Source organism: Dongia sp., from assembly GCF_041918875.1.
Lineage (GTDB): Bacteria > Pseudomonadota > Alphaproteobacteria > Dongiales > Dongiaceae > Dongia.
This window is the reverse complement of the sequence record NZ_JAYRUV010000009.1, coordinates 1-24,910: the sequence shown is the minus strand read 5'-3', so window position 1 is coordinate 24,910 and position 24,910 is coordinate 1. Positions and strand designations below refer to the sequence as shown.

Here is a 24,910-nt window from a genome sequence, read left to right as displayed (position 1 = left end):
CCCCTCCGCTCTGTGCGTTGGCGGCCCGACGATACGGGCAGCCGGGGAAAGTCTAGGCCTGCGCCTCGGGGTTGTAAATCAGCACGCTTCCGCCTGCAATAATTAAACGGCTTGGCGCGTGGAGACGCATCCGGATGTATCGCGGCACGCGGCCCCCTGGACAGTGGGGATCATGTCGATCCCGCTGCCATCCCTGGAGAGCGGCAGGTAAAGCGGCGATGCATCAGGTCTCGTCGGCCTCATCCGCTTCCGCCTCGGCATTCTCGGCACGGCTCTTGCCGGCATAATGCTGGCGCTTGGCCTGGTACATCGAGGCATCGGCCTGGGAGAGCGCGTCGTCGGCCGATTGCTGGCCGTGGAATTCATGCAGGCCCACCGCGCAGGAAAGCTGAATATCGACCCCTTCCCAGATGAGCGGCGAGCGGGCGATGACGGAGAGCAGCTGGTTGGCCTTGTCCTGGGCCTGGGCGATATCGGCCTGGGCCAGGATGACGCCGAACTCGTCGCCGCCCAACCGCCCCACGACATCGGAATCGCGCACATTGTTGAGGAGCAGGGTCGCGAAATGCCGCAAGGCCGCATCGCCCGCCGGATGGCCGAAACGATCGTTGATCTGCTTCATGCCATTGAGATCGAAATAGAGCACCGAACCCGGCGAGCCGTAGCGTTCCGAAAAGGAGATGAGCCGCGTCAGTTCGCGCACGAAGGCGCGGCGGTTGGCGATGGGCAGCATGGCGTCTTCATCCGCCACGCGCTCCAGATGCGTGATGCGCTTCCTGGTGCGGTCGAGTTCATCCCGCAGGCGCCGCACTTCGTCGAGCAGCGCCGTGAGGGCAGCGCGCACATTGGGCGACAGTTCGGTTTCGGTGAGGCCGAGGAAGGTTGCCTGGTCGACCGGCCCTGCCTGGGTCGCGGAACTGGCTGCATCGACGCCGGCCGCGGCACCCGCCTTGGCGACCTTGCCGACCTTGGAAACCGGCCTGGCGCCGCCAGCGGGACCAACCCCCGTCGGACCGCCAGCTCGATCTCTGATCTTCATACTGCAGCCTCTCACGCCCGGCTTGACTTGACGATTTCGCTCCAGGGCGGGCGCCGTTGCCCCAGGCTCCGGATGTTGGCGATCCGGGATCGCCCTCGCAATCTCTTTTTGGCAGCTCCCGCGGGCCCGCGCTGTCCACCAAAAAATGATGCCGAATCATGCCAATAACGGAGTTAAGGGCACGTTAATGCGGCCCCCGCCGATGCTTGCCAAGGCGGGCTTTGCACCTATAATCGCGGCCCTTCACGGGTTGGTCCGAAAGGCGTAAGGCCATGGCAACAAAAGAGAAACGCAAAACCGCCTCGGGCCGCGCCGCAGCCGCGCCGAAAGTCGGCATCATCATGGGCAGCCAGTCCGACTGGGCTACCATGCGCCATGCCGTCGAAACGCTGGAAACGCTGGGGGTTCCCGCCGAGACGCGAATCGTTTCCGCCCACCGCACGCCCAAGCGCATGTTCGACTATGCCCAGGGCGCCAGGGCGCGCGGGCTCCAGGTCATCATCGCCGGTGCCGGCGGTGCCGCCCATCTTCCCGGCATGACGGCGAGCCTGACCGAACTCCCGGTGTTCGGCGTGCCGGTCGAAAGCCACGCCTTGAAGGGTGAGGATTCGCTTCTCTCCATCGTCCAGATGCCGGCAGGTGTTCCGGTTGGCACGCTGGCCATCGGCAGAGCCGGCGCGGTCAATGCGGCGTTGCTGGCGGCGGCTGTCCTCGCCTTGCATGACAAGGCGCTCGCCAGGCGCCTCGCCGCCTTCCGCCAGAAGCAGACGCAGGCGGTCGCCGAAGTTCCAGCGCGCGAGGGTTGACGGCCATGAGTGCGGAGAATGGCCAGATCCTGCCGCCTGGCTCGGTCATCGGCATCCTGGGCGGCGGCCAGCTGGGCCGCATGTCGGCGCTGGCGGCTGGACGCCTCGGCTACAAGGTGCACATCTTCTCGCCGGAAAAGGACGGGCCGGCGGCGCAGGTTTCCTGGCGCAACACGGTGGCGCGGTATGACGATCTCGCGGCTCTCGAAGCCTTCGCGAAATCGGTCGATGTCGTCACCTTCGAGTTCGAGAATATTCCGGCGGAGGCGGCCGAAATCCTGGCCAAGGTGAAACCCACCCGCCCGGCGCCGCGTGTGCTGCACGTCACCCAGGAACGCCTGCGCGAAAAGCGCTTCCTGGAAGGGATCGGCGTGCCGGTCACCGCCTTCCGAGACGTGAAAAGCGCCGCCGGCCTGCCGGAGGCGGTGGCCGCCATCGGCACGCCCTCGATCCTCAAATCCGCGAGCTTCGGCTATGACGGCAAGGGTCAGGTGCGCATCGAAGCCGGCACGGACCTCGAAGAGGCCTGGAAGAAGATGGGCGGAACCGTCGCCATCCTCGAAGGCTTCATCGACTTCGACTGCGAGATATCGGTCATCGTGGCGCGCAATCCGCAAGGCGAGGTGGCCTTGTTCGAACCGGCGCGCAACCACCACAAGCATCACATCCTCGACACATCGAGCGTACCGGCCGGCATCCCGGCCAAGACGGCGCATGCCGCCGAAGCCATCGCCCGCCAGATCGCCGGCGAGATCGGCCTCGTCGGCCTGCTGGCGGTCGAGATGTTCGTCACCAAGGACGGCCGCGTGCTGGTCAACGAGCTGGCCCCGCGCCCGCACAATTCCGGCCACTGGTCGCAGGACGGCGCCGTGACCAGCCAGTTCGAGCAGCATGTGCGCGCGGTCTGCGGCTTGCCCCTCGGCAATCCCGCCCGTCATTCCGACACGGTGATGACCAACCTCATCGGCGACGAGGTCGAAACCTGGCCGCAGCTCCTCGCCGACCCGGACGTGAAGCTCCACCTCTACGGCAAGGCGGAGGCGAGGCCGGGCCGCAAGATGGGCCATTGGAACCGCATTCGGCAGAAGAGCGGCGTCTAATCGCCCCCCTCTCCCTAACCCTCCCTCGTTGGGGGGAAGGAACTGTAGCCAGCTTGCGCGCAAAAGCTTCAGCGAACTCGGCGGGCTCCCTCCCCCCAACGTTGGGGGAGGGTCGGGGAGAGGGGGATCTCTCCGCGCAAAGACTCTCGCCAAAAAACAAAAACCCCGCCGGTTTCCCGGCGGGGTCTTCCAGTTTGGAGGAAACGATTGCCGCGCGGACGCTTACATCGCATTGGCTTTTTCGATGATGGCGTGCGTCCAGGCACCTTCCGGCTTCTTGGTGATGACCGGGTCGGAACCGCCCGACATCAGGGTCTCGACCGTCCGCTCGGCAGCGGCATCATCCAGCCAGCCGGTGCCCTTGGCGTTCTTGCCGACGAGCTTGGCGATTTCCTTCATCATCCTGAGCTGATGCTTCTCGGTCTGGGCGCCGGTCGCGTCATTGGCCAGCACGATCTTGACCGAGTCCTTCGGGTTCTTCACCGCCCAGTCCCAGCCTTTCTGCGCCGCCTTCACGAAGCGGGCCAGCTTGTCGACCATCGCCGGGTCGCTCAAATTCTTGTCGAGCGTGTAGAGCCCGTCCTCGAGCGTCGCCACCCCTTCCTTTTCATATTGGAAGGTGACGAGCTGCTTGGCCTTGAGGCCCCCGTCGATGACCTGCCAATATTCATTATAGGTCATGGTGGAAACGCAATCGGCCTGCTTCTGCAGCAGCGGATCGACGTTGAAGCCCTGCTTCAGCACCTTGACGCCGCCGGCCGAACCGTCGGTCTTCAGCCCCAGCTTGTTCATCCAGTTGAGGAACGGATATTCGTTGCCGCCGAACCAGACGCCCAGCGTCTTGTCCTTGAAATCCGCGGGCGTCTTGATGCCGGAATCCTTGCGGCAGGTCAGCATCATGCCCGATTTCTGGAAGAACTGGGCGATGTTGACCAGCGGCACGCCCTTCTCGCGCGTCGCCAGGGCGGATGGCATCCAGTCGACGACGACATCGGCGCCGCCGCCGGCGATCACCTGGGATGGATTGATGTCGGGACCGCCCGCCTTGATCGTGACGTCGAGGCCGACTTCATCGAAGAAGCCCTTTTCCTTCGCCACGTAATAACCGGCGAACTGCGCCTGGGTCACCCATTTCAGCTGCAGGGTCAGCGCATCCTTGGCTTCCGCCATCGTGGCCCCACCCAGCAGCAATCCCGCGATGACCGCGGAACCGAACAGTTTCTTGAGCACCATTTTAAGCCTCCGTTTTCGTTATGATTAACGCCCAAAGAACTCTTTAGAAATCATCGCCCCCGGAAGGACGCGTGCCAGGAGGTGAGTCGGCGCTCCAGCAGCGCCAGCACACCGTAGGAGAGCGAACCCGCCAGGGCCGCCACGGCGATCGTCGCCCAGACCACATCGACATTCATGCGCGCCACCTCGACGCTGATGCGGAAGCCCATGCCCGAGATGGGCGAGCCGAAGAACTCCGCCACGATGGCACCGATGAGCGCCAGGGTCGAGTTGATCTTGAGAGCGTTGAACAGAAAGGGCAAGGCGGCGGGCAGGCGCAGCTTGAGGAGCGTCGCCCAATAGCCGGCGGCATAGGAACGCATCAGGTCGCGCTGCATGTTGTCGGCGGCGTTGAGGCCCGCCAGCGCATTCACCAGCATGGGAAAGAAGATCATGAAGACGATGACCGCCGTCTTCGATTCCCAGCCGAAGCCGAACCACATCACCATGATCGGCGCGATGCCGATGATGGGCACCGCGGAAACCATGTTGCCCAAGGGCAGCAGCCCTCGCTGCAGGAAGGGGACGCGGTCGACGATGAGTGCGGTGGCAAGACCCAGCGCATTGCCGATGACGAAGCCGGCGATGACGGCCTTCAAGAACGTCTGGCGGAAATCGTCGACGAGGGTGGGGAGTTCGCGGAAAAAGGCCAGCCAGATCTGGCTGGGCGCCGGCAGCAGCACCTTGGGCACGCCGAAGCCCCGGCAGATGAATTCCCAGCCCAGCAGCAGCGAGATGCCGAAGACCGCCGGCACCAGCCAGCCGATGAACGGCCAATCCTTGAGGCCTACGAGGTTGCCGAGCAACCACCAGGAAGCCGCCGTGCTGGCAAGGATGAGGATGCTGGCCCAACCCGTGTCGGGCAGGGTTCCCGCCGCTTCCGCCGAGAGAATGCCGTGAAAGCCGTAGATCGAAAGGCCCGCCAGCAGCACGGCCGCCAGAATGCTGATGACGAAGGGATGCGGATGATGCTGTTTCATGCGCGGGCACTCGCTGCCTGGCCGGCGCCGCGCAGCACCAGCCGCTCGATGCCGCCGATGCCATAGACCAGCGCCGTGCCGAGCAAGGCCGCCGCGAACAGCGCCGACCAGATCTGCACGGTCTGGCCGTAATAGGAGCCCGAGAGCAGCCGTGCGCCAAGCCCCGCCGAGGCGCCGGTCGGCAATTCACCGACGATGGCGCCGGTGAGGCTGATGGCGACCGCCACCTTGAGGCTGGCAAAAAGGAACGGCACGGAAGCCGGCACGCGCAGCTTCCAGAATATCTGCGCGACGCTCGCATTATAGGAACGCATGAGGTCGAGCTGCATCGGGTCGGGCGAGCGCAGGCCCTTCACCATGCCGATGGTGACGGGAAAGAAGCAGAGATACATCGAGATGATCGATTTCGGCACCAGCCCCGTGATGCCGATATTGCCGAGCACGACGATGATCATGGGTGCTATGGCCAGGATCGGCACGGTCTGCGAGGCGATGATCCAGGGCATGAGGCTGCGGTCGAGGGTGCGGACATGCACGATGCCGGCCGCGAGCAGCATGCCAAGCACGGCGCCCAGCGCAAAACCCACCAGCGTCGCCGAGGCGGTGACACCGGCATGATAGACCAGCGACTTGTTCGAACTCACCGGCTCGGCAAAGGTCGTCGCCGCGAACTCATTGAGGATCTGGTCCGGGCTCGGCAGCACCGGCCGGTCCATCGCCCAGGTGCCGCGCAAGGTTTCCATGAAAGGCGGCTTGACGGCCGGCGCTGCGGCCGCCGCATTCGAAGTCACATCGCCTTCGTCGCTGCCCGCGATATCCTCTTCCGGCTCCGCCGTCGCCGAATCATAGGATTGGCTCTCATCATCCTCCGCCGCCACATCCCCGGCGGCGTCATCCGCATCGCCACCGAGCGCCGCCTCGGCTTCCGCCTCGGCCGCTTGGTCGGCGGCGGCGTTGACCAGGCCTTCCTCGACCTGGGTCCAGTTGAGGATGGCCGCGAGCCCGTACCAAGCCACGACGATGATGGCGACGACCGCCAGCACCGGCAGCGCCTTATGCTTCACACCCTGCGCGAAGCCCGTGCTCATTTGACCTCGTCATAGGAATGGCCGGCCTTGAGACCCATCCGGATGCGGTGCGCCAAATCCTGCGCCTCGGGCGATTCCCGCGTTTCCAGCGTGCGCGTCGCGGGCAGGTTGCTGTCGATGATGTCGATGATGCGGCCGGGCCGGGCACTCATGATGACGATGCGTGTCGAAAGCAGCACGGCTTCGTCGATCGAGTGCGTGACGAAGATGACAGTCTTCCTCGTCTTCGCCCAGATCGACAGCAGTTCCTCGTTCATGCGGTCGCGCGTGATTTCATCGAGCGCGCCGAAGGGCTCGTCCATCAGCAGCAGGTCGGGATCGAAGGAAAGGGCCCGCGCGATCGAGGCGCGCTGCTGCATGCCGCCCGAGAGCTGGAACGGGAACTTCTTCTCGAAGCCCTTCAATCCCACCAGATCGAGATAACGCCGCGCCTTCTCGGCCCGCCCGGCCTTCGCGACACCCATGATCTCATGCGGCAGCTCGACATTCCTTTGGATGTTGCGCCAGGGATAAAGTGCCGCCGCCTGGAAGATGTAACCATAGGCGCGTTCGAGGCGCGCCTCGCGCGGGGTGACGCCATTGACCGTGACGCTGCCCGAGGTCGGCTGCTCCAGATCGGCGACGATCCGCATCAAGGTCGTCTTGCCGCAGCCCGACGGTCCGATGAAGGTGACGAACTCGCCGCGCCGGATTTCGAGGTTGATGTCCTGCAAGGCATGGACCGGCGCATCCGGCGTCTGGAAGGTGAGACCCAGATTGCGCACGTCGATGACGGTGTCGGAGCCTGTCATCAGAGCCCCCTCACCCCCGCCCTCTCCCGCGAGGGGAGAGGGAGTTTTGAGCGAGTTTGCATTGAAAGCCCCTCTCCCCTCGCGGGAGAGGGGTCGGGGTGAGGGGGTGTCCATGCGCGCACCGTTCTATCACGCCGCATTGGCGCGTTCGACCATGGCGCGCAGCAGCACGTCGCAGCCGTCGCGGCAATCTTCCTTGGTCGCGTTCTCGATCTCGTTATGGCTGATGCCGCCTTCGCAGGGGATGAACACCATGGCGGTGGGGGCGACGCGGTTCATGTAGCAGGAATCGTGCCCGGCACCGGAGATGATGTTGAGGTTGGAAAGGCCCAGTTCGTCGGCCCCTTTCTTCACCGCCGCCACACAGGATGCGTCGAACTTCACCGGCGGCGAATACCAGATTTCCTTGAAATCCATCTCCAGATGATTCCGCGCTACCGCTTCCTCGCAGGCCGCTTTGGCTTCCGCCGCCATCTTGGAAAGGATCGCGTCGTCGGGGTGGCGCAAGTCGATGGTGAAGAACACCTTGCCTGGAATGACGTTCCTGGAATTGGGGCTGGAATTGATCATGCCCACCGTGGCGCAGGCAAAGGGCTGGTTGTCATGGCCGATTCTGTTGATGGCGCCGATCACATGGGCGGCCCCCACGAGCGCGTCCTTCCTGACTTTCATCGGCGTGGGGCCGGCATGGGCTTCCTGCCCCGTCAGCACCACTTCGAACCAGCGCTGGCCTTGCGCCCCTTGCACGATGCCGATGGTCTTCTTTTCCGCTTCCAGGATCGGGCCCTGTTCGATATGCGCCTCGAAGAAGGCATGGACGGGCCTGCCGCCCACTTCATCCTCGCCGGCATAGCCGATGCGCTTCAGCTCCTCGCCCATGGTCTTGCCGTCGGGATCGGCGCGGTTCAGGCCGTAATCGAGGTCGAAGACGCCGGCAAAGACGCCCGACGCCACCATGGCCGGGGCAAAGCGCGAGCCTTCCTCATTGGTCCAGATCGCGGCTTCGACCGGGCGCAGCGTCTCGTATTTCATGTCGTTCAGGGAACGGATGACTTCGAGCCCGCACAGCACGCCGTAAACGCCGTCGAACTTGCCGCCCGTGGGCTGGCTGTCGATATGGCTGCCCGTCATGACGGGGGCGAGGCTGTTATCCTTCCCCGGGCGACGGGCGAACACATTGCCCATCTTGTCGACGCGGATCGAACAGCCGGCCTCCTTGCACCATTTGACGAAGAGATCGCGGGCCTGCCGGTCGAGATCGGTCAGGGCCAGACGGCACACACCGCCCTTTTCCGTGGCGCCGATCTTCGCCATTTCCATCAGGCTGTCCCACAGCCGCTCGCCATTGATCTTGAGATTGGTCGCCATGCTCTCCTCCGGGTACCCACCGGCGGCTGACCGCCGGTTCTGCCTCGTGAACAGGGAGCATGGATGCGAACAGCCCGCCCCCGGCCTCACGCTTAGGGCGTGATGTAGCACGAGGGACGCGTGATCGCAGCCCAAACCAACCCTGTCTTGCCTTGCGGACTTCTTCAAATGGCCTTTGCGGCCTTGCGGGAAATCCTGCCCAATCCTGACTGGTTGGTCAAGCTTGCTGTGGAGCATGCCGGAAGGTCACCTCCGGCGGCCGATCCGGCAGATTGAGCCGCATCGCGCCGCCCGGTCCTTCCGCCACGACCTTGCCCCGGCGCAGCACCTTGAGCCGCGCCGCCTTGAGACGGATGGCCTCAATGGGGTCGCCGGCATCGAGAAGGACGAGATCGGCATAACAGCCGGGTTCGAGCCCATAGCCGTCGAGATGGAGGATCCTGGCCGGCGTCTCGGTGACCGATTGGTAACAGGCGCGCATGGCCTCCAACCCCGTCATCTGCCCGACATGCAGCGCCATGGTGGCCACATCCAGCATGTCGCCCGACCCCATCGAATACCAGGGGTCCATCACGCAATCATGGCCGAAGGCCACGGGGACGCCGGCCGCCATCAGTTCCGGGACCCGCGTCATGCCCCGGCGCTTGGGGTAGGTATCGTGCCGCCCCTGGATGGTGATGTTGATGAGCGGGTTGGCGATGGCAGCGACGCCGCTCTCCGCCATCAGCGGGATGAGCTTGCTGACATAATAATTGTCCATCGAATGCATCGAGGTGAGATGCGAGCCGGTAACGCGGCCTTGCATCCCCAAGCGATGCGTCTCCGCGCTGAGCGTCTCGATATGGCGCGACAGCGGATCGTCCGTCTCGTCGCAATGCATGTCGACGGGCAGCCCGCGCGCGGCGGCCAGTTCGCACAGCATCCGCACCGAGGCGGCACCCTCCGCCATCGTGCGTTCGAAATGGGGGATGCCGCCCACCACATCGACCCCACGGTCGAGCGCCGATTTCAGCAGATCGACCGCACCTTCGTTGCGCAGATAGCCGTCCTGGGGGAAAGCCACCAATTGCAGATCGAGATAGGGTTTGACGCGGCGTCTCACCTCGAGGAGCGCATCCACCGCCAGCAGCCTGGGGTCGCAGATATCGACATGGGAGCGGATCGCGAGCAGGCCCCGCGCCACCGCCCAGTCGCAATAGCGCAAGGCGCGCTCCATGATCGCTTCCTGGGTGAGATGCGGCTTCAACTCGCCCCAGAGCCGGATGCCTTCCAGCAAGGTGCCCGATCTGTTGAGGCGCGGCAGCCCCAGGCTCAAGGTCGCATCCATGTGGAAATGCGCATCGACGAAGGGCGGGCTGACCAGATTGCCGCCGGCATTGATCGTCGCCTCGCCGGCATCGGGCAGGCCATGTTCGACCGCGACGATGCGCGGGCCCTTGATGCCGATATCCACATCCTTGCGCCCGTCCGGCAGGGTCGCGTGACGCAGGATCAGGTCGAACATGGCTTCACCTTTCCCCCTTGCGATAGGGAATCATCAGCGCCCGGGGATAACCCGCCCGCCGCGCCATGGTGACGAGCGCGAGGATCGAGAGGATATAGGGCAGCATCAGGAAGAATTGATAGGGAACGCCGGCCACGATCTGCTGCAGCCGCAGTTGATAGGCATCGAAGGCCGCGAACAGGATGGCGCCGATGAGCGCCTTGCCCGGCCGCCACGACCCGAACACCACGAGCGCGATGGCGATCCAGCCGCGCCCGTTGACCATGTCGAAATAGAATGAGTTGAAGGCCGACATGGTGAGGAACGCCCCGCCAATGGCCATGAGGGCACTCCCCGCCATCACCGCGCCGATGCGCAGGAGCGTCACGTCGATGCCCTGCGCTTCGACGGCGGAGGGATTCTCGCCGACCATGCGCACCGCAAGGCCCAGCGGCGTGCGGTAGAGGATATAGGCCACCAGCGCCACGGCAACGAAGGCGAGATAGGTAAGCGGCGTCTGGTTGAACAAGGCCTCGCCGAGGAAGGGCAGATCGTGCAGGCCCGGTATCGCCCACGGCTGGAACGGCTCGATCTTGGGCGGGCTGGTCACTTCCGGCAGTGAGACGCGGTAGACATAGGAGGTGAGCGAGGTCGCCAGCAGCGTGATGCCGATCCCCGTCACATGCTGCGAGAGGCCCAGCGGCACCACGAGCAGCGCATGCAGCAGGCCGAAGGCGGCCCCCGAGAGCGCCGCCACCGCCACGCCCACCCACAGATCGCCGCCCAGATAGACCGTGAACCAGCCGGTGAAGGCCCCCACCGTCATGATGCCTTCGATACCGAGGTTGAGCACGCCGGCGCGTTCGCAGATAAGCTCGCCGAGCGTCGCGAAGATGAGCGGCGAGGCGATGCGCAAGGCGGCGGCCCAGAGGCTGGCGGTGAAGACGATCTCAAGCGCTTGCATCACCTCACCTCCACTTCACGCGGAAGCGGGTGAACAGCATGGCGACCACCATGGTGAGCAAGGCGGTCGCCACCATCACCTGCGCGATATAGCTGGGGACGCCCGCCTGCCGGCTCATCGCGTCGGCGCCGACGAACATGGCCGCCACGAAGATGGACGCCGCGACGACGCCCAGCGGATGCAGCATCGCCAGCATGGCGACCACGATGCCGGCATAGCCGAAGCCGGGACTGAGATCGAGCGTGAGATTGCCCTTGAGGCCGATCACTTCCGAGACGCCGGCCATGGCCGCGAGCCCGCCCGACAGCAGCGCCACCTTGACCATGACGAGGTCCACCTTCATGCCGGCAAAGCGCGCCGCGCGTGCATTGAACCCGACCGCGCGCATCTCATAGCCATGGATCGTGCGCGTGTTGACGAACCAGACAAAGGCCGCCATGGCGATGGCGATGAGGAATCCCAGATGCAGGCGCTTCCCCTGGATGAGCTTGGGGAGTTGCGCCGCCTCGATCACCTTCCTCGATTGCGGCCAGCCCATGCCCATCGGGTCCTTCAACGGTCCTTCGAGCAGGAAGGAGACCAGCAGCAGGATGATGAAATTCAACAGCAAGGTGGTGACGACCTCGTCAACGCCGAAGCGCGACTTCATCAAGGTCGGTCCCAGCAACAGCAACGCGCCGGCCAAGGCGCCCGCGATCAGCAGCAAGGGGATGAGGATGGGGCCGGGCAGCGGCAGCAGGCCGGTTCCCAGCACCGCCGCCATGATGGCGCCGCCATAAAGCTGCGCCTCGGCCCCGATATTCCACAGGCGCGCGCGGAAGGCCACCGCCGCCGCCAATCCGGTGAAGATGAGCGGCGTCGCCCGCGTCAGCGTCTCGAAGAGCGCGAACTGGGTGCCCACGGCCCCCTTGATCACCAGGCCGAACACGCCGAACGGGTCCGCCCCGCTCCACAGCACCAGCAGCGACGCGAAGGCGAGGCTGACGCCGACCGCCGCCAAAGGTGCCGCGAGCCAGATCGTCCAGGATGTCTCCAGGCGCGGTTCAAGCCGCATGGGAGAATCCATGGCCGGCCATCATCAGGCCGATCTGCTGCACCGAGAATTCGGCGCGCGGCAGCGGTGCCGACACGCTGCCGCGATAGATCACGGCGATGCGGTCGCTCAAGGTCAGCAATTCGTCGAGATCCTCGGAAATGAGCAGGATGCCGGCGCCGCGTTTGCGCGCGCTCAGCAATTGTTCATGCACATAGCCGACGGCACCGATATCGAGCCCGCGCGTCGGCTGCGCGGCGAGGATCAGCCTGGGGTCGCCCGCCATCTCGCGCCCCAGGATCAGCTTCTGCATGTTGCCGCCGGAAAGCAGCCGTGCAATCGCCTGCGGGCCCGGGCAGCGCACGTCGAACCCGGCGATGATATCGGCCGCGAACTTCCGCGCCGCCGGCCAGTCGATGAGATGATGCTTCGAGAAAGGTGCTTCGCGATAGCGTTCCGCGATCATGTTCTCGGCAATCGTCATATCGCCGATGAGGCCCACCGCATGCCGGTCCTCGGGTATGCGCCCGAGGCCCCGGCGCACCATCGCCGCCGCGTCGGCGGCGATGACCTGCTCGCCGAACAGGGTGAAAATGCCGGCATGCCATGCGGCCAGCCCGCAGAGCAGATCGGCCAGCACCGCCTGCCCATTGCCACTGACGCCGGCAAGACCCAGAATCTCGCCTTCATCGAGGCTGAGATCGACGCCGTCGAGTTCGGCGCGGCCATGGGCGCCCATCACGGTGACGCCTTTGAGTTCCAGCAGCCGCGCGCCCGTCGGCTGCGGTTCCACTTTCGGCGCCGGAACCGCGCGCCCCACCATCATCTCGGCAAGCTCCCCGCGCGTCGCTCCTTCGGTCGCGCGCCCCGCCACCAGTTTTCCCTGGCGCAGCACCAGCACCCGGTCGCTCACCGCCAGCACTTCATTGAGCTTGTGGCTGATGAAGATGATGGCAAGCCCCCGCGCCACCAGTTTTTCCAGCGTCGCGAACAGGTTCTCGCTTTCCTGCGGCGTCAGCACCGCCGTCGGTTCGTCGAGGATGAGGATGCTTGCGTTGCGATAGAGCGCTTTCAATATCTCGACGCGCTGCCGCTCGCCAACCGACAGATCGCTCACGCGCGCCTCTGCGTCGATGGCAAGGCCGAAATCCGCCGCCAATTGCGCGACCCGCGCCTTGGCCGCCGCCTTGTCGGAACGCCACGCCGAGAGGCTTTCGGTGCCCAGCACGATATTGTCGAGCACGCTGAGATTGTCGGCCAGGGTGAAATGCTGATGCACCATGCCGATGCCGGCATCCAGCGCCGCGCGCGGGCTGCCCGGCGGCAGGCTGGTCCCGAACACCTCGATCGTGCCCGCATCGGCCACGTAATGGCCGAAGAGGATGTTCATCAGGGTCGTCTTGCCGGCGCCGTTTTCGCCGAGCAGGGCCAGCACTTCCCCGCGCCGGAGCTCGAAGCCGATATCGTCATTCGCCTTGAGGGATCCGAAGCTCTTGGAAATGCCGGCCAGCCGGAGGACGATCTCCCCCGGCCGGCCGTTCGCGATGCCGCTCATCAGCTCGATTTCGGCTCGTTATCGTCGATGGCGACCTGGAAGGCGCCGGATCTGATCGCGGCCTCCTTCTCCTTCGCCTTGGCGACGATATCCGCCGGCACCTTGGCCTCGAACGTGCCCAGGGGGGCAAGGCTGCAGCCGCCTTCCTTCATGAAGGAAAGTGCCCCGTAATCTTCCGCCGTGAAGCTCTTATCCTTCACCTTGGCGATGGCCTTATCCAGCGTCGGCTCGAAATGCCACAAGGCGGACGCCACCACCGTCTCCGGATAATCGGCTTGCGTGTCGATCACGTTGCCGACCGCCAGCACACCCTTTTCCTTGGCCGCATCCGACACGCCGAAGCGTTCGGCGTAAAGCAGGTCGGCCCCGGCATCGATCTGCGCCAAGGCCGTCTCCTTGGCCTTGGGGGGATCGAACCAGGAACCGATGAAGGCCACCTGGAACTTGGTATCCGGCTTCACCTCGCGCACGCCAGCCATGAAGGCGTTCATCAGCCGGTTGACTTCCGGAATCGGATAGCCGCCGACCATGCCGATATTGCCACTCTTGGTCATCGCCCCGGCGATCATGCCGGTGAGGTACGAGGCATCCTGGATGTAATTGTCGAAAGTCGCGAAATTGGGCAGGGCGGCATCCGGCTTGAACGATGACCCGATCAGGAAGGCGGTGCCCGGATAGTCCTTCGCCACGGCCCGCGCGGCATCCTCGACCGCGAAGGCCTCGCCGACGATCAGCTGGTGGCCGGCTTCGGCATATTCGCGCATGACGCGCTCATAGTCGGTATTGGCGACCTTTTCCGAAAACACATAGTCGATATCGCCCCGCTCCTTGGCGGCATTCGCCGCCTTGTGGATGCGGCTCACCCATTGCTGCTCGATGGGCACGGTATAGATCGCCGCCACCTTGATCGCATCGGCCGCGCGGACCGCGCGCGGCAGAAAAGTGACGGCCGAGATGGCAGCCGATGCATGCAGAAACGCACGTCGAGATACCCGGATCATAGCCTTCTCCTGCTACAATTTATGTCGCGTTTATGTCTTGTAACCCCTGCTGTACGAGCCCACCCGACGGCCAGGGGGTATGGTGGCCGCAATAAGGTCGGGTGCAAGTGCGGATGCGCACGGTCCCACCGGACTGAGGCCCGCCTATCAAACTCGCAGTCACGATAGTTTCACAAACCGGAGAGACCGGCAATAATTTTCCCACAAACGCCAAGGCAGCATTGGCCTGGCTTCTCATTTGTCATCCCCCGCGAAGGCGGGGGATCTACGAGTTTCTGGCCGATCCCCGAACGCTTGCCCGCAACCGCGTGGATGGCCCGCCTTCGCGGGCCATGACAGATTTAGACGTGAAAGAACACAAGTGACAGGTCTCACGCCGCCTTGGGGGCCGGGGGAAAGCTGATTCGTACCGTGGTGCCCTGTGCCGGCGCGCTGCTGATCGAAAAGCGCCCGCCATGCATCTCGACCAGGCGCAGCACGATGGCAAGGCCCAATCCCGTGCCGCCCTGGCGCTGGCCCTTGGAGCCGGCCTGTTCGAAGGGGAGGAGCACCTGTTCCAGTTCCGCCTCGCTCATGCCGACGCCGGTATCGGCGACCTCGATCGTGCCGCCGCCATCCGGCTGCAGGCTGAGGCGGATCTCGACCGAGCCGCCGGCCTCGGTGAACTTCACCGCGTTGGTGAGGAGGTTGAGCAGGATCTGCCGCAGCGCCAGTTCGTCGGCGTGCAGCAAGGACGCCCCTTGCGCCTTGACGCTGAGCTTGAGGTTCTTGGCCCCGGCGCGGCTGGCCAGCAGATCGAGGCACGCGGCGGCGATGGCCGGCGCGTCGATGAGGCGAGGTTCGATCTCGCGCTTGCCGGCCTCGATCTTGGCATGGTCCAGGATCTCGTCGATCATGCCGAGGAGCAGCGAGCCGCTGGCATGGATGTCGTTGGCATAGTCGCGCACCTTTTCCAGGCTCAGCACCTGGCGCGTCGGCGTGCGCAGCAGGTCGGCAAAGCCGATGATGGCGTTCAAGGGCGTTCTGAGGTCATGGCTGGCGGTAGCCAGCAGCATGCTCTTGCCCCGGTTGGCGGCCTCGGCCGCGCGGCGCTCGCGAAAGAGGGCCACGATGGTCAGCACCGACATGGTGAACAGCACGATGAGCTCGCCCGCGAGCTGCAGCGGGTTGATCGTGGCCGGGGCATGGAACGGGCCGACACCGGCCGCCGTCCCCGCCATGGCGATGACGCTGGCCAGCGAGACCAGCGTATAGGCGGCGCGCAGCGACGTGTTGAGCGCGATCCAGGACAGCGGCACCACCAGCAGGAAGGGAAGCGTGGCGAAGAGTGCTATCGGCGCCGGGGGTGCCGCGAACAGGCCGATGACGATGATGGCGACGCCGGCCCAGACGATGCGGTCCTGGCGCGTCAGCTTGCGGGTGGGTTCCTCCGGCGATTTGTCCCCGCCCAGCCACAGCAGCAGGCAGGGCGCGAAACTGAGCGTGCCGCCGCTGTCGCACAGCCACCAGCCGACCCAGGTCTTGACCAGTGCCGTTTGTTCCCATGGCCCCGCGATGTTGAGCGCCAGCGTGCCGCCGGTCGCGGTGATCGCCGGATGCAGGACCACGGCGCACAGGATGAAGGCGACGACGCCGGTAAAACTGCTGAAGAGCGACGGCTGCTTGCGCCAGCGCCGCATCAGCTGCGTGGCAAGGATCGGGCCCAGCGCATTGGTGAGCGAAATGAGCCCGGCCACGGTCAGGCCGGAGCCGAAATAGCCGTAATTGATGAGGAAGGAGCCGAGGAAGAGGCCGGGAAAGAAGCGCCAGCCGCCCAGCATGGCAGCGACCACGGCGACACTCGATGGCAGCCAGATCGGCGCCGGGAACAGGCCGTAGGCGGAAAAATACTGGCCGACGGCAAGGCCCAGCAGGAAATAGAGCGCCGCCGCCGCCAGATTGCCGCCGAGACGCGGCAGCATGCCGCCATCCGCGCGCAACCAATCGCCCAGGGCCGGTAGCGACAGGCGGGCGGCATCGAATCGATGCACGATCCCTTTCACCCCGACCGCTTCACCCGAAACCGACATGATCGACTTGCTGCCCACTGCTCCGCCGCGCGGCACCCCATATCCCAGCGCTGCCCTGGGAGATGGGACCGGACGTTACGATGGGGATTTTTCCCTCATCTTCCTTAATTTGGTGTGAACATCCGGAAAAACTCTTGCCGCCGCGACAATAGGCTGCGCCCTACTCCGCCGCCTTCTTGCGCATCGGGTTCCTCGGATCCTGGGTCCAGTTGAGATAGGGCTTGCCGGTATTCTGCGGCACCATGGCGATGACGTTCGGCACCGGGCAGGCGTGGTAGCAGAGGTTGCAGCCCACGCATTCCTCCGCGATCACCTCATAGCGGCGCTTCCCCCCACCCTTTCCATCAGGCACGCGCTTGGCGGCGATCGCCTGATGCGAAGTGTCCTCGCAGGCGATGTGGCAGAGGCCGCATTGGACGCACTTCTCCTGGTCGATCTCGGCGATGGTCTTGAAATTGATGTTGAGCTGCTGCCAGTCGGTGACGTTGGGCACGGCCTTGCCCCGGAAATCCTCGATCGTCCGATAGCCCTTCTCGTCCATCCAATGGCCGAGGCCTGACGCCATCTCCTCGACGATGCGGAAACCGTAATGCATGGCCGCCGTGCAGACCTGCACATTGCCGGCCGACATGGAGATGAACTCCGCCGCGTCCCGCCAGGTGCCGATGCCGCCGATGGCCGAGATCGGCAGCCCATGCGTTGCCGGGTCGCGCGCGATTTCCGCCACCATGTTGAGCGCGATCGGCTTCACCGCCGGCCCGCAATAGCCGCCATGGGTGCCCTTGCCGTCGACCACGGGCGTCGGTGCCATGGCATCGAGATCGACCGAGCAGATCGAATTGATGGTGTTGATGAGCGAGACCGCATCCGCCCCACCCTTCTTCGCCGCCTGCGCCGGCTTCCTGACATCGGTGACGTTGGGCGTCAGCTTGACGATGACCGGCATCCTGGTGTTCTGCTTGCACCAGCGCGCCACCATCTCGACATATTCGGGGACCTGGCCCACGGCCGCCCCCATGCCGCGTTCCGACATGCCGTGCGGGCAGCCGAAATTGAGTTCGATCCCGTCGGCTTCCGTTTCCTCGACGCGTTTCAGGATACGCTTCCACGCATCCTCCTCGCAGGGCACCATCAGCGAGACGATCATGGCGCGGTCCTTCCAGTCGCGCTTCACCCGCTTGATCTCCTGCAGGTTGACATCCAGCGGCCGGTCGGAGATGAGCTCGATATTGTTGAAGCCGACCATGCGGTCGGGCCCCAGATGCATGGCGCCGTAGCGCGAGCTCACATTCACCACGGGCGGGTCCTCGCCCAAAGTCTTCCACACCACCCCGCCCCACCCGGCCTGGAACGCGCGCACCACATTATATTCCTTATCCGTCGGCGGGGCGGAAGCCAGCCAGAACGGATTGGGCGATCTGATGCCGATGAAATTGGAACGCAAGTCAGCCATGTGTCCCTCCTTGGGGAGATGCCGCTACTGTTTTCCTCTCCTTGTCGTGGCCCGCGAGGGCGGGCCATCCACGAGTTTGCCGGCAACTGAGGAAAGCAACTCGTGGATCCCCCGCCTTCGCGGGGGATGACAAATCAGGATTCACCGCGCAAATACGCATCGATCGCCATCGCCGCATCGCGGCCGTCGGCGACACTCTGCACGGTGAGGTCGGTGCCGCTCGTCACGCAATCGCCGCCGGCGAAGACGCCCTTGATCGAGGTCGCGAAATCCTCATTGACCGCGATCTTCGAGCCGGCGAGGTCGAGCACATCCTTCGCCTTGCCGTTGACCGGATCCTTGACGAATGTCTGCCCGATCGCCTTGAAGACCGTATCGCAGAGGATGCTGAACGTCTCGCCCGTTCCCATCAGCTTGCCCGCCGCATCGAGCTGCGTGTATTCGAACTCGATCTCGCGCACGGCGCCATTATGGCCATGAAGCTTCACGGGCCGCGCCCAATGCTTGATCCTGACACCGTTCACCTGCGCGAATTCCTGTTCGTGCCGGGTGGCGCTCATATTGTCGGGGCCGCGGCGATAGACCAGGGTCACGTCCTCGGCGCCCAGGCGCTTCGACTGGATGGCGATATCGATCGCCGTATTGCCGCCGCCGATGACGACCACTTTGCGCCCCACCGGCAGCGCACCCTTGTCCCTGGCCTGCCTGAGTTTCGCGATATAGGCGACGGCGTCCTCGACGCCCGTCATATCCTCGCCTTCCGCCCCCAGCGCATTGACGCCGCCAAGTCCCATCGCCAGGAACACGGCATCGTAATCCTTCCGCAATGCCTCCAGCGTGATGTCGCGCCCCAGGGCCTTGCCGGTTTCCACGTGGATGCCGCCCAGCGCCAGGATGAACGCCACTTCCGTCTGCGCGAAATCGTGCACCGTCTTATAGGCGGCGATGCCGTATTCGTTGAGGCCGCCCAGTTTCGCGCGCGCCTCGAAGACCGTGACATCGTGGCCAAGGCGCGCCAGGCGGTGCGCCGCCGAAAGCCCGGCCGGCCCGCCGCCCACCACCGCCACCTTCTTGCCCGACGATGCGGCGCGCGTGAAGGGCTGCTTCCCCGCCGCCACCAGCGCATCCGTCGCGTAACGCTGCAGCGCGCCGATCTGCACGGGCTTGTCTTCCGAATTGTTGCGCACGCAGGAATCCTCGCAGAGGATTTCCACCGGGCAGACGCGGCTGCACATGCCGCCCATGATATTGGCTTCCAGGATCGTCTCGGCGGCGCCGATCGGGTCGCTGACCGCGATCGAGCGGATGAAGCTCGGTATGTCGATGCTGGTGGGGCAGGCCTCGATGCAGGGCGCGTCGAAGCAATAGAAGCAGCGGCTGCTTTCGACCAGCGCGCGCTTATGGTCGAGCGGCGGCTTCACATCCTCGAAATTCGCAGCCAGATCCGCAGCGCCCAAGCGGCCTGAACGGATATCGGGTGCGGCATACGCGCTCATCGGCGGTCCTCCCGGTTGACGTCAAAAGACACTCAATGCCGGACCGCCCCGGCGCCTCCGTTTGAACATGGGGCGCGATATTCGATGTCGGTGGCGATCTGGCTACCTGTAGCGAGCCATGGAAACACATTCCGTCCACATGGTCAATTATTCTTGACCGATTGGAAAGATTTATTGATTCGACCGGAATGTGAATGGCCTCACAGCACGCTTTTGCCAAAGCGCCTATCTCCGTTCCATCACGCTTTGAACGGAGGCCCCCATGCCAACGACTTATCTCATCGCCCAACGCCGCCGCGCCGCCCGCACGCTCTCCCTGCTCGGCGCCGTCGTTGCGCGCATCAGCCGCGCCATCGAACGCCGCCGTGCCGTCACGGCCCTGTCGCATCTCTCCGACCACCAGTTGCGCGATATCGGCATCAGCCGTACCGAGATCGATCACGTGGTCGATCGCGGGCGGTTCCAGTAACCTGCTTAGCCAGATTACCAAACTGCATTCCGTCTATTCTCCCCGATTGACGCCGCCGACGGGAACATCCCAGTATTCGCACATGGTCGCGCGTCGCCGCCGGCGTTTCCATCTAGAGGTTTTTCCCCGTGCCGAATTTCCGCGACCGCCAGTTCCTGCTGGATCACATATCGAGGACCATGGAATTCTATCATCCGCGCAGCCTCGATCCCAGCGGCGGCTTCTATCATTTCCTCAAGGATGACGGCTCGGTCTACGACGCCACCACGCGGCATCTGGTGAGCAGCACGCGCCTCGTCTTCAATTACGCGATGGCCTGCCGGCATTTCGGTCATGACAGATATGCGGGCGGCCTCCGGCATGCGCTCAACTTCCTGCGCGACGCGCATCGCGACCCGGCAACCGGCGGCTATGCCTGGACCCTCGAATGGGAGAACGGCACAAAGACGCTGCTCGACGGCACCAATCATTGCTATGGCCTGGCCTTCGTCCTCCTCGCTTATGCCCATGCCCTCATGGCCGGCGAGGAGTCGGCGCGGCCGCACCTCGCTGAAACATTCGATCTGATGGAGCACCGCTTCTTCGAACCCATTCACGGCCTCTATGCCGACGAAGCATCGCCCGATTGGTCGTACACCCATCCCTATCGTGGCCAGAACGCCAACATGCACGCCTGCGAGGCGATGCTGGCGGCCTTCGAGGCGACGCGCGACACGCGCTATCTCGACCGCGCGGAAGCTTTGGCCCACAACATCACGCGGCGCCAATCCGCCTTGGCGGGCGGCGCGATGTGGGAGCATTACCATGCCGATTGGTCGGTCGATTGGGACTATAACAAGCACGACAAGACCAACATCTTCCGGCCCTGGGGTTATCAGCCGGGCCATCTCACCGAATGGGCGAAGCTCCTCCTCATCCTCGAACGCCATCGCAAGCTGGATTGGCTCGCCCCCCGCGCCAAGGAATTGTTCGACACGGCCCTCGCCAAGGCCTGGGACCGCACCCATGGCGGCATCCATTACGGCTTCGGGCCCGAGGACGAGATCTGCGATGCCGATAAATATTTCTGGGTCCAGGCCGAAAGCCTCGCCGCCGCCGCCTGCCTTGCCGCCCGCACCGGGGATGCGCGCTATTGGGACTGGTACGACCGCATCTGGGATTATAGCTGGCGGCACTTCGTCGACCACGAACACGGCGCCTGGTATCGCATCCTCACCGCCGACAATCGGAAAATGAGCGACGAAAAAAGCCCCGCCGGCAAAGTCGACTACCACACGATGGGCGCCTGCTACGAGGTGCTGGGGGTCATCTGAGGTGGTAGCCGTCACTTGCGCCCCCCTCCCGACCTCCCCCCTGAAGGTGGAAGGAGAAGAGAGAAAACCCCTCCCACCTTCAGGGGGGAGGTTGGGAGGGGGGCCGGTTTCAGTCTCTATCTCCCTGACACTCCTCGGCTTCTCCAAAATCCTGACCGATCCCTTGTCCGCCGGGTCAAACAATCCGGTTGTGAGCGGTGGCCGATCCGGTTTTACTGGCGTCCTGGGGGTTCAATCTGGGGGAAATCGGATGACCGGGGCGCCGGACGAAACGGCCAATGCGGAAAACGAGGATGGCGGCATAGGTGTGCGCGCCCGTTCCCGCGCGCGGATCGAGGCCAGCATCCGGAAAGCGGCCGAGGAGGTTTTCGCCGAGATGGGCTTCGAGGGTGCCTCGACCAGCCTCATCGCCAAGCGTGCCGGCCTGCCCAAGGCCAACCTCCATTATTACTTCAAGACCAAGAACGATCTCTATCAGTTCGTACTGCGCGACATCATCGAGCTGTGGCTCAACACCGCGCAAGAAATCCAGCCCGAAGCCGATCCCGCGACGGCGCTCGCCCATTATATCGGGCAGAAGATCGACCTCGCCCGCGACCGGCCGATCGCATCGCGCGTCTTCGCCAACGAAGTGCTGCACGGGGCACCCCGCTTCGATCGTTTCATGCGCCAGGATCTCAAGGATTGGGTCGAACGCAAATCGGCGATCATCGAGGAATGGATCGGCCAAGGAAAGATCGACCGGATCGACCCCAAGCATCTCTTCTTCATGATCTGGTCGACCACACAGACCTACGCCGATTTCGCCAGCCAGATCGCCGCCGTCCTCGGCCGGCGCGAACTCATCGAAACCGATTACCAGCTGGCCGCCAAACAGATCACCCAGATCATCCTCAAAGGCTGCGGCCTCAAAACACCGGAAGCCTGAGTCGGAAGTCTGAAACAATGGCGCCCCCCACCCAACCCTCCCCCCCTGAAGGTGGGAGGGGGGCCGCGACTTCCGAGGACAGCGCCTGGCGTGCGCGCGGCGTGCCGATCGACTGGTAGGGCTGGCTGGATGTTCGCTGCTGACAGAATCTGACACTCCATCGCGCTAGGGTCCTTCTCCAGATATCGAGGAGGATCCAATGCGCCGACATTCCTATGAAACCACATCCGATCTGCCGCCGGAGCGGCTTTACAAGGCGCTGGCCGACATTGCGAGCTGGCCGCAATGGGATGACGGCATCGAGGCGATCGTCCTCGACGGGCCGGCGGAAAGCGGTGCCGTCTTCGCGCTGAAGCCGCGCGGGCGGCAGGCGGTGAAATTGCGCGTCGAGACCATGGTGGAACCCTATCGCTTTGCCGACATGGCCTACCTGCCGCTGGCACGCATGCGCACCGAGCATAGTTTCATCCCGACGCCGGACGGCACTTTGGTCAGGAGCACGGTCGAGATCAGCGGGCCGCTCGCCCGCTTCTGGGACCGGACCTTGACCCGGGATTACCGCGAAGGTGCTGCGCGGCAAACCCGCCGTTTCCTCGCCTTCGCCGCCAACTGGAACGGACCGGCGGTTGCGCCCGCTCCGGTGAAGAGGGCGTTACCGTTCTATACGGTCTGTTGAGAGAGCCCCCCACCCTACCCTCCCCCTGAAGGGAGAGGGTTTTTCTAGCGAGATGGATCGCTCGAGCCCGGTGCCAAGGCCCCTCGCCCCGCCGCCGACGGGCGGGGAGAGGGGAATTACTCCGCCGCTTTGTCGGTCACGCGTTTCACCGCCTTGGGGGCGCGGATTTCGTTGATCTTTTTCACGGCGTCGAAGACGGCCGGGAAGGTCGGGCGGTCGATGTAGCGGCCGGCACCCCTCTCCACCTTGAGCTCGCCTTTTTCATAGACGATCTTGCCCTGCGAGATCGTGACCGAGGCGTTGCCGGTGACGCTCATCCCTTCGAAGATGTTGTAATCGACCTTCTGGTGATGGGTCTTGGCCGAGATGGTGCGCGTGGCGGCCGGGTCCCAGACGACGATGTCGGCATCGGCGCCGACGCTGACCGAGCCCTTCCTGGGATAGATGTTGAAGATCTGCGCGGCCGCCGCCGAGGTGACGCGCACGAATTCGGAACGCGTCAGGCGTCCGGTGCCGACGCCGTGATGCCACAGCACCGACATGCGATCCTCGACCCCGCCGGTGCCGTTGGGGATCTTGGTGAAATCGTTGCGGCCGGCCGCCTTCTGATCGGCGCAGAAGCAGCAATGGTCGGTGGCCGTGGTGTGGAGATTGCCCGATTGCAGGGCGCGCCACAGCACTTCCTGGTTCTCCTTCGGGCGGAAGGGCGGGCTCATCACATGGGCGGCCGCCACGGTGAAGTCCGGGTGGCGGTAGACGCTGTCATCGACCAGCAGGTGACCCGCCAGCACCTCGCCATAGACGCGCTGGCCCTCGCTGCGCGCGCGCGTGATCGCCTCGACCGCCTCGCGGCATGAATTGTGGACGATATAGAGCGGATTGCCGATGACTTGCGCCACGCGGATGGCGCGGTTCGCGGCCTCGCCCTCGACTTCGGGCGGGCGCGAGAGCGGATGGCCTTCGGGGCCGGTGATGCCTTTTCTGAGGATCTCGGCCTGGAGGTGATAGACGAGTTCGCCATTCTCGGCATGGACGGTGGGAATGGCACCCAGTTCCAGGCAGCGCGCGAAGCTCTGCACCAGGTTCTCGTCCGGCACCATGATGGCGTTCTTATAGGCCATGAAATGCTTGAAGGAGTTGACGCCCTTCTCGCGCGTCAGCACGCCCATTTCCTCGCGGACCTTGTCGGACCACCAGGTAACGGCGACATGGAAGGAATAATCGGCGCAGGATTTCTCGGCCCATTCGCGCCACTGGTCGTAGGCGGAGAGGAGCGAGGTCTGAGGTGCGGGAATGACGAAGTCGATGATCATGGTGGTGCCGCCGGCGAGACCCGCCGCCGTGCCGGTGAAGAAATCCTCCGACGCCACCGTGCCCATGAAAGGAAGCTGCATGTGCGTGTGGGGATCGATGCCGCCCGGCATCACATACTGGCCGCCGGCATCGACCACCTTGGCACCCGAGGGCGCCTCGAGGTTCGGCCCGACGCCGACGATCTTCCCGTTCTCGCAATAGACATCGGCGCGGGTTTCGCCATCGGCATTGACGACGGTCCCGCCACGAATCAGCAACGACATGGCGCGCACTCCCTTGGCTCGGTTGAGCCTTCGGGCGCGTCAGAAGCTGGCGAGGCCGAAAGGCTCGTGGCTACGGCACCGCCTCGCTGCTGGCTCTGGAACCTCGCAACGCGCGGCGTTCTTTTTTGATCATTCGGTCAAGGATGGTAGCGGAAAGCAGGCGGTGTGAAAAGTGTTGCGTATGGAAGGTGTGATGCTTCCACCCGTCACTTGCGGCCCCTGCCAACCTCTCCCCTGAAGGTGGGAGGGGTAGCTGTTGCAACCACCTCGCTCTAATCTCCTCCCACCTTCAGGGGGGAGGCCGGGAGGGGGGCCGGTTTCAGGGTATAGACCGGAGAGATAGGTAACAGTTTGGACCGGAGAGATGGGTAACAGGTCAACATGGTCGGCAAGGGGGACTTGCCGATGCCTTGGAAAGAGACCTGTGTCATGGATGAGCGTTTGCAGTT

The 24,910-nt window shown here is 64.4% G+C and carries 21 protein-coding genes; 6 read left to right on the top strand and 15 right to left on the bottom strand.

From position 1 onward, the window contains the following. Positions 1-223: 223 nt before the first annotated feature. Entirely contained in the window at positions 224-1,039 is an 816-nt protein-coding gene (locus ACE3TY_RS10895; protein WP_374653057.1) for a GGDEF domain-containing protein, read from the bottom strand. Positions 1,040-1,311: 272 nt separating this feature from the next. On the opposite strand from ACE3TY_RS10895, the gene purE reads away from it, so the two are divergent. Next, positions 1,312-1,845 (top strand): 5-(carboxyamino)imidazole ribonucleotide mutase, encoded by a 534-nt coding sequence (gene purE / locus ACE3TY_RS10890; protein ID WP_374653056.1) that lies wholly within the window; start codon positions 1,312-1,314, stop codon positions 1,843-1,845. A gap of 5 nt (positions 1,846-1,850) precedes the next feature. Then, positions 1,851-2,945 carry a 5-(carboxyamino)imidazole ribonucleotide synthase gene (locus ACE3TY_RS10885; protein ID WP_374653055.1) on the top strand — a complete coding sequence of 365 codons (1,095 nt, stop codon included), beginning with the start codon at positions 1,851-1,853 and terminating at the stop codon, positions 2,943-2,945. A 222-nt stretch (positions 2,946-3,167) separates the two neighbouring features. On the opposite strand, the gene ACE3TY_RS10880 is transcribed toward ACE3TY_RS10885, so the two are convergent. The 13 genes from ACE3TY_RS10880 to ACE3TY_RS10820 form a co-directional block, all read right to left on the bottom strand. Beyond that, positions 3,168-4,178, bottom strand: coding sequence for an ABC transporter substrate-binding protein (locus ACE3TY_RS10880; protein WP_374653054.1), 1,011 nt, complete (start codon positions 4,176-4,178; stop codon positions 3,168-3,170). Positions 4,179-4,228: 50 nt separating this feature from the next. Further along, positions 4,229-5,197, bottom strand: coding sequence for an ABC transporter permease (locus ACE3TY_RS10875; protein ID WP_374653053.1), 969 nt, complete (start codon positions 5,195-5,197; stop codon positions 4,229-4,231). Further along, positions 5,194-6,285: an ABC transporter permease gene (locus ACE3TY_RS10870; RefSeq protein WP_374653052.1), complete on the bottom strand. Its 1,092-nt coding sequence runs from the start codon at positions 6,283-6,285 to the stop codon at positions 5,194-5,196. The genes ACE3TY_RS10875 and ACE3TY_RS10870 overlap by 4 nt, the downstream gene beginning before the upstream one ends. Then, positions 6,282-7,076 (bottom strand): ABC transporter ATP-binding protein, encoded by a 795-nt coding sequence (locus tag ACE3TY_RS10865; protein WP_374653051.1) that lies wholly within the window; start codon positions 7,074-7,076, stop codon positions 6,282-6,284. Before ACE3TY_RS10865 ends, ACE3TY_RS10870 begins: the two co-directional genes overlap by 4 nt. A 129-nt stretch (positions 7,077-7,205) precedes the next feature. Beyond that, positions 7,206-8,444 carry a Zn-dependent hydrolase gene (locus ACE3TY_RS10860; protein WP_374653050.1) on the bottom strand — a complete coding sequence of 413 codons (1,239 nt, stop codon included), beginning with the start codon at positions 8,442-8,444 and terminating at the stop codon, positions 7,206-7,208. A 217-nt stretch (positions 8,445-8,661) separates the two neighbouring features. After that, positions 8,662-9,948 carry an amidohydrolase family protein gene (locus ACE3TY_RS10855; RefSeq protein WP_374653049.1) on the bottom strand — a complete coding sequence of 429 codons (1,287 nt, stop codon included), beginning with the start codon at positions 9,946-9,948 and terminating at the stop codon, positions 8,662-8,664. A 4-nt stretch (positions 9,949-9,952) separates the two neighbouring features. Beyond that, complete coding sequence (locus ACE3TY_RS10850) at positions 9,953-10,891, bottom strand: ABC transporter permease (RefSeq protein ID WP_374653245.1); 939 nt, start codon at positions 10,889-10,891, stop codon at positions 9,953-9,955. Positions 10,892-10,895: 4 nt separating this feature from the next. Beyond that, positions 10,896-11,945 (bottom strand): ABC transporter permease, encoded by a 1,050-nt coding sequence (locus ACE3TY_RS10845; protein WP_374653048.1) that lies wholly within the window; start codon positions 11,943-11,945, stop codon positions 10,896-10,898. Next, positions 11,935-13,479 carry an ABC transporter ATP-binding protein gene (locus ACE3TY_RS10840; RefSeq protein WP_374653047.1) on the bottom strand — a complete coding sequence of 515 codons (1,545 nt, stop codon included), beginning with the start codon at positions 13,477-13,479 and terminating at the stop codon, positions 11,935-11,937. Before ACE3TY_RS10840 ends, ACE3TY_RS10845 begins: the two co-directional genes overlap by 11 nt. Continuing rightward, the gene (locus ACE3TY_RS10835) at positions 13,479-14,480 is read right to left on the bottom strand and encodes a BMP family protein (RefSeq protein ID WP_374653046.1); all 1,002 of its coding nucleotides are present in this window, start codon (positions 14,478-14,480) and stop codon (positions 13,479-13,481) included. Before ACE3TY_RS10835 ends, ACE3TY_RS10840 begins: the two co-directional genes overlap by 1 nt. A gap of 371 nt (positions 14,481-14,851) precedes the next feature. Beyond that, the gene (locus ACE3TY_RS10830; protein ID WP_374653045.1) at positions 14,852-16,549 is read right to left on the bottom strand and encodes an ATP-binding protein; all 1,698 of its coding nucleotides are present in this window, start codon (positions 16,547-16,549) and stop codon (positions 14,852-14,854) included. Between the two features lie 160 nt (positions 16,550-16,709). Continuing rightward, positions 16,710-18,002 carry an NAD-dependent dihydropyrimidine dehydrogenase subunit PreA gene (preA, locus tag ACE3TY_RS10825; protein WP_374653044.1) on the bottom strand — a complete coding sequence of 431 codons (1,293 nt, stop codon included), beginning with the start codon at positions 18,000-18,002 and terminating at the stop codon, positions 16,710-16,712. Positions 18,003-18,136: 134 nt separating this feature from the next. After that, the gene (locus ACE3TY_RS10820; RefSeq protein ID WP_374653043.1) at positions 18,137-19,498 is read right to left on the bottom strand and encodes an NAD(P)-dependent oxidoreductase; all 1,362 of its coding nucleotides are present in this window, start codon (positions 19,496-19,498) and stop codon (positions 18,137-18,139) included. 262 nt (positions 19,499-19,760) lie between these two features. Between ACE3TY_RS10820 and ACE3TY_RS10815 the strand changes: the two genes are divergently transcribed. The 4 genes from ACE3TY_RS10815 (at position 19,761) to ACE3TY_RS10800 (ending at position 22,884) form a co-directional block, all read left to right on the top strand. Further along, the gene (locus ACE3TY_RS10815; protein ID WP_374653042.1) at positions 19,761-19,967 is read left to right on the top strand and encodes a DUF1127 domain-containing protein; all 207 of its coding nucleotides are present in this window, start codon (positions 19,761-19,763) and stop codon (positions 19,965-19,967) included. A 128-nt stretch (positions 19,968-20,095) separates the two neighbouring features. Next, positions 20,096-21,280, top strand: a complete 1,185-nt coding sequence (locus ACE3TY_RS10810; protein ID WP_374653041.1) for an AGE family epimerase/isomerase — start codon at positions 20,096-20,098, stop codon at positions 21,278-21,280. A gap of 250 nt (positions 21,281-21,530) precedes the next feature. Continuing rightward, positions 21,531-22,208: a TetR/AcrR family transcriptional regulator gene (locus ACE3TY_RS10805; protein ID WP_374653040.1), complete on the top strand. Its 678-nt coding sequence runs from the start codon at positions 21,531-21,533 to the stop codon at positions 22,206-22,208. Positions 22,209-22,407: 199 nt separating this feature from the next. Continuing rightward, the gene (locus ACE3TY_RS10800; protein ID WP_374653039.1) at positions 22,408-22,884 is read left to right on the top strand and encodes an SRPBCC family protein; all 477 of its coding nucleotides are present in this window, start codon (positions 22,408-22,410) and stop codon (positions 22,882-22,884) included. A gap of 116 nt (positions 22,885-23,000) precedes the next feature. On the opposite strand, the gene hydA is transcribed toward ACE3TY_RS10800, so the two are convergent. Beyond that, positions 23,001-24,461 carry a dihydropyrimidinase gene (gene hydA / locus ACE3TY_RS10795; RefSeq protein WP_374653038.1) on the bottom strand — a complete coding sequence of 487 codons (1,461 nt, stop codon included), beginning with the start codon at positions 24,459-24,461 and terminating at the stop codon, positions 23,001-23,003. Positions 24,462-24,910 lie beyond the last annotated feature (449 nt).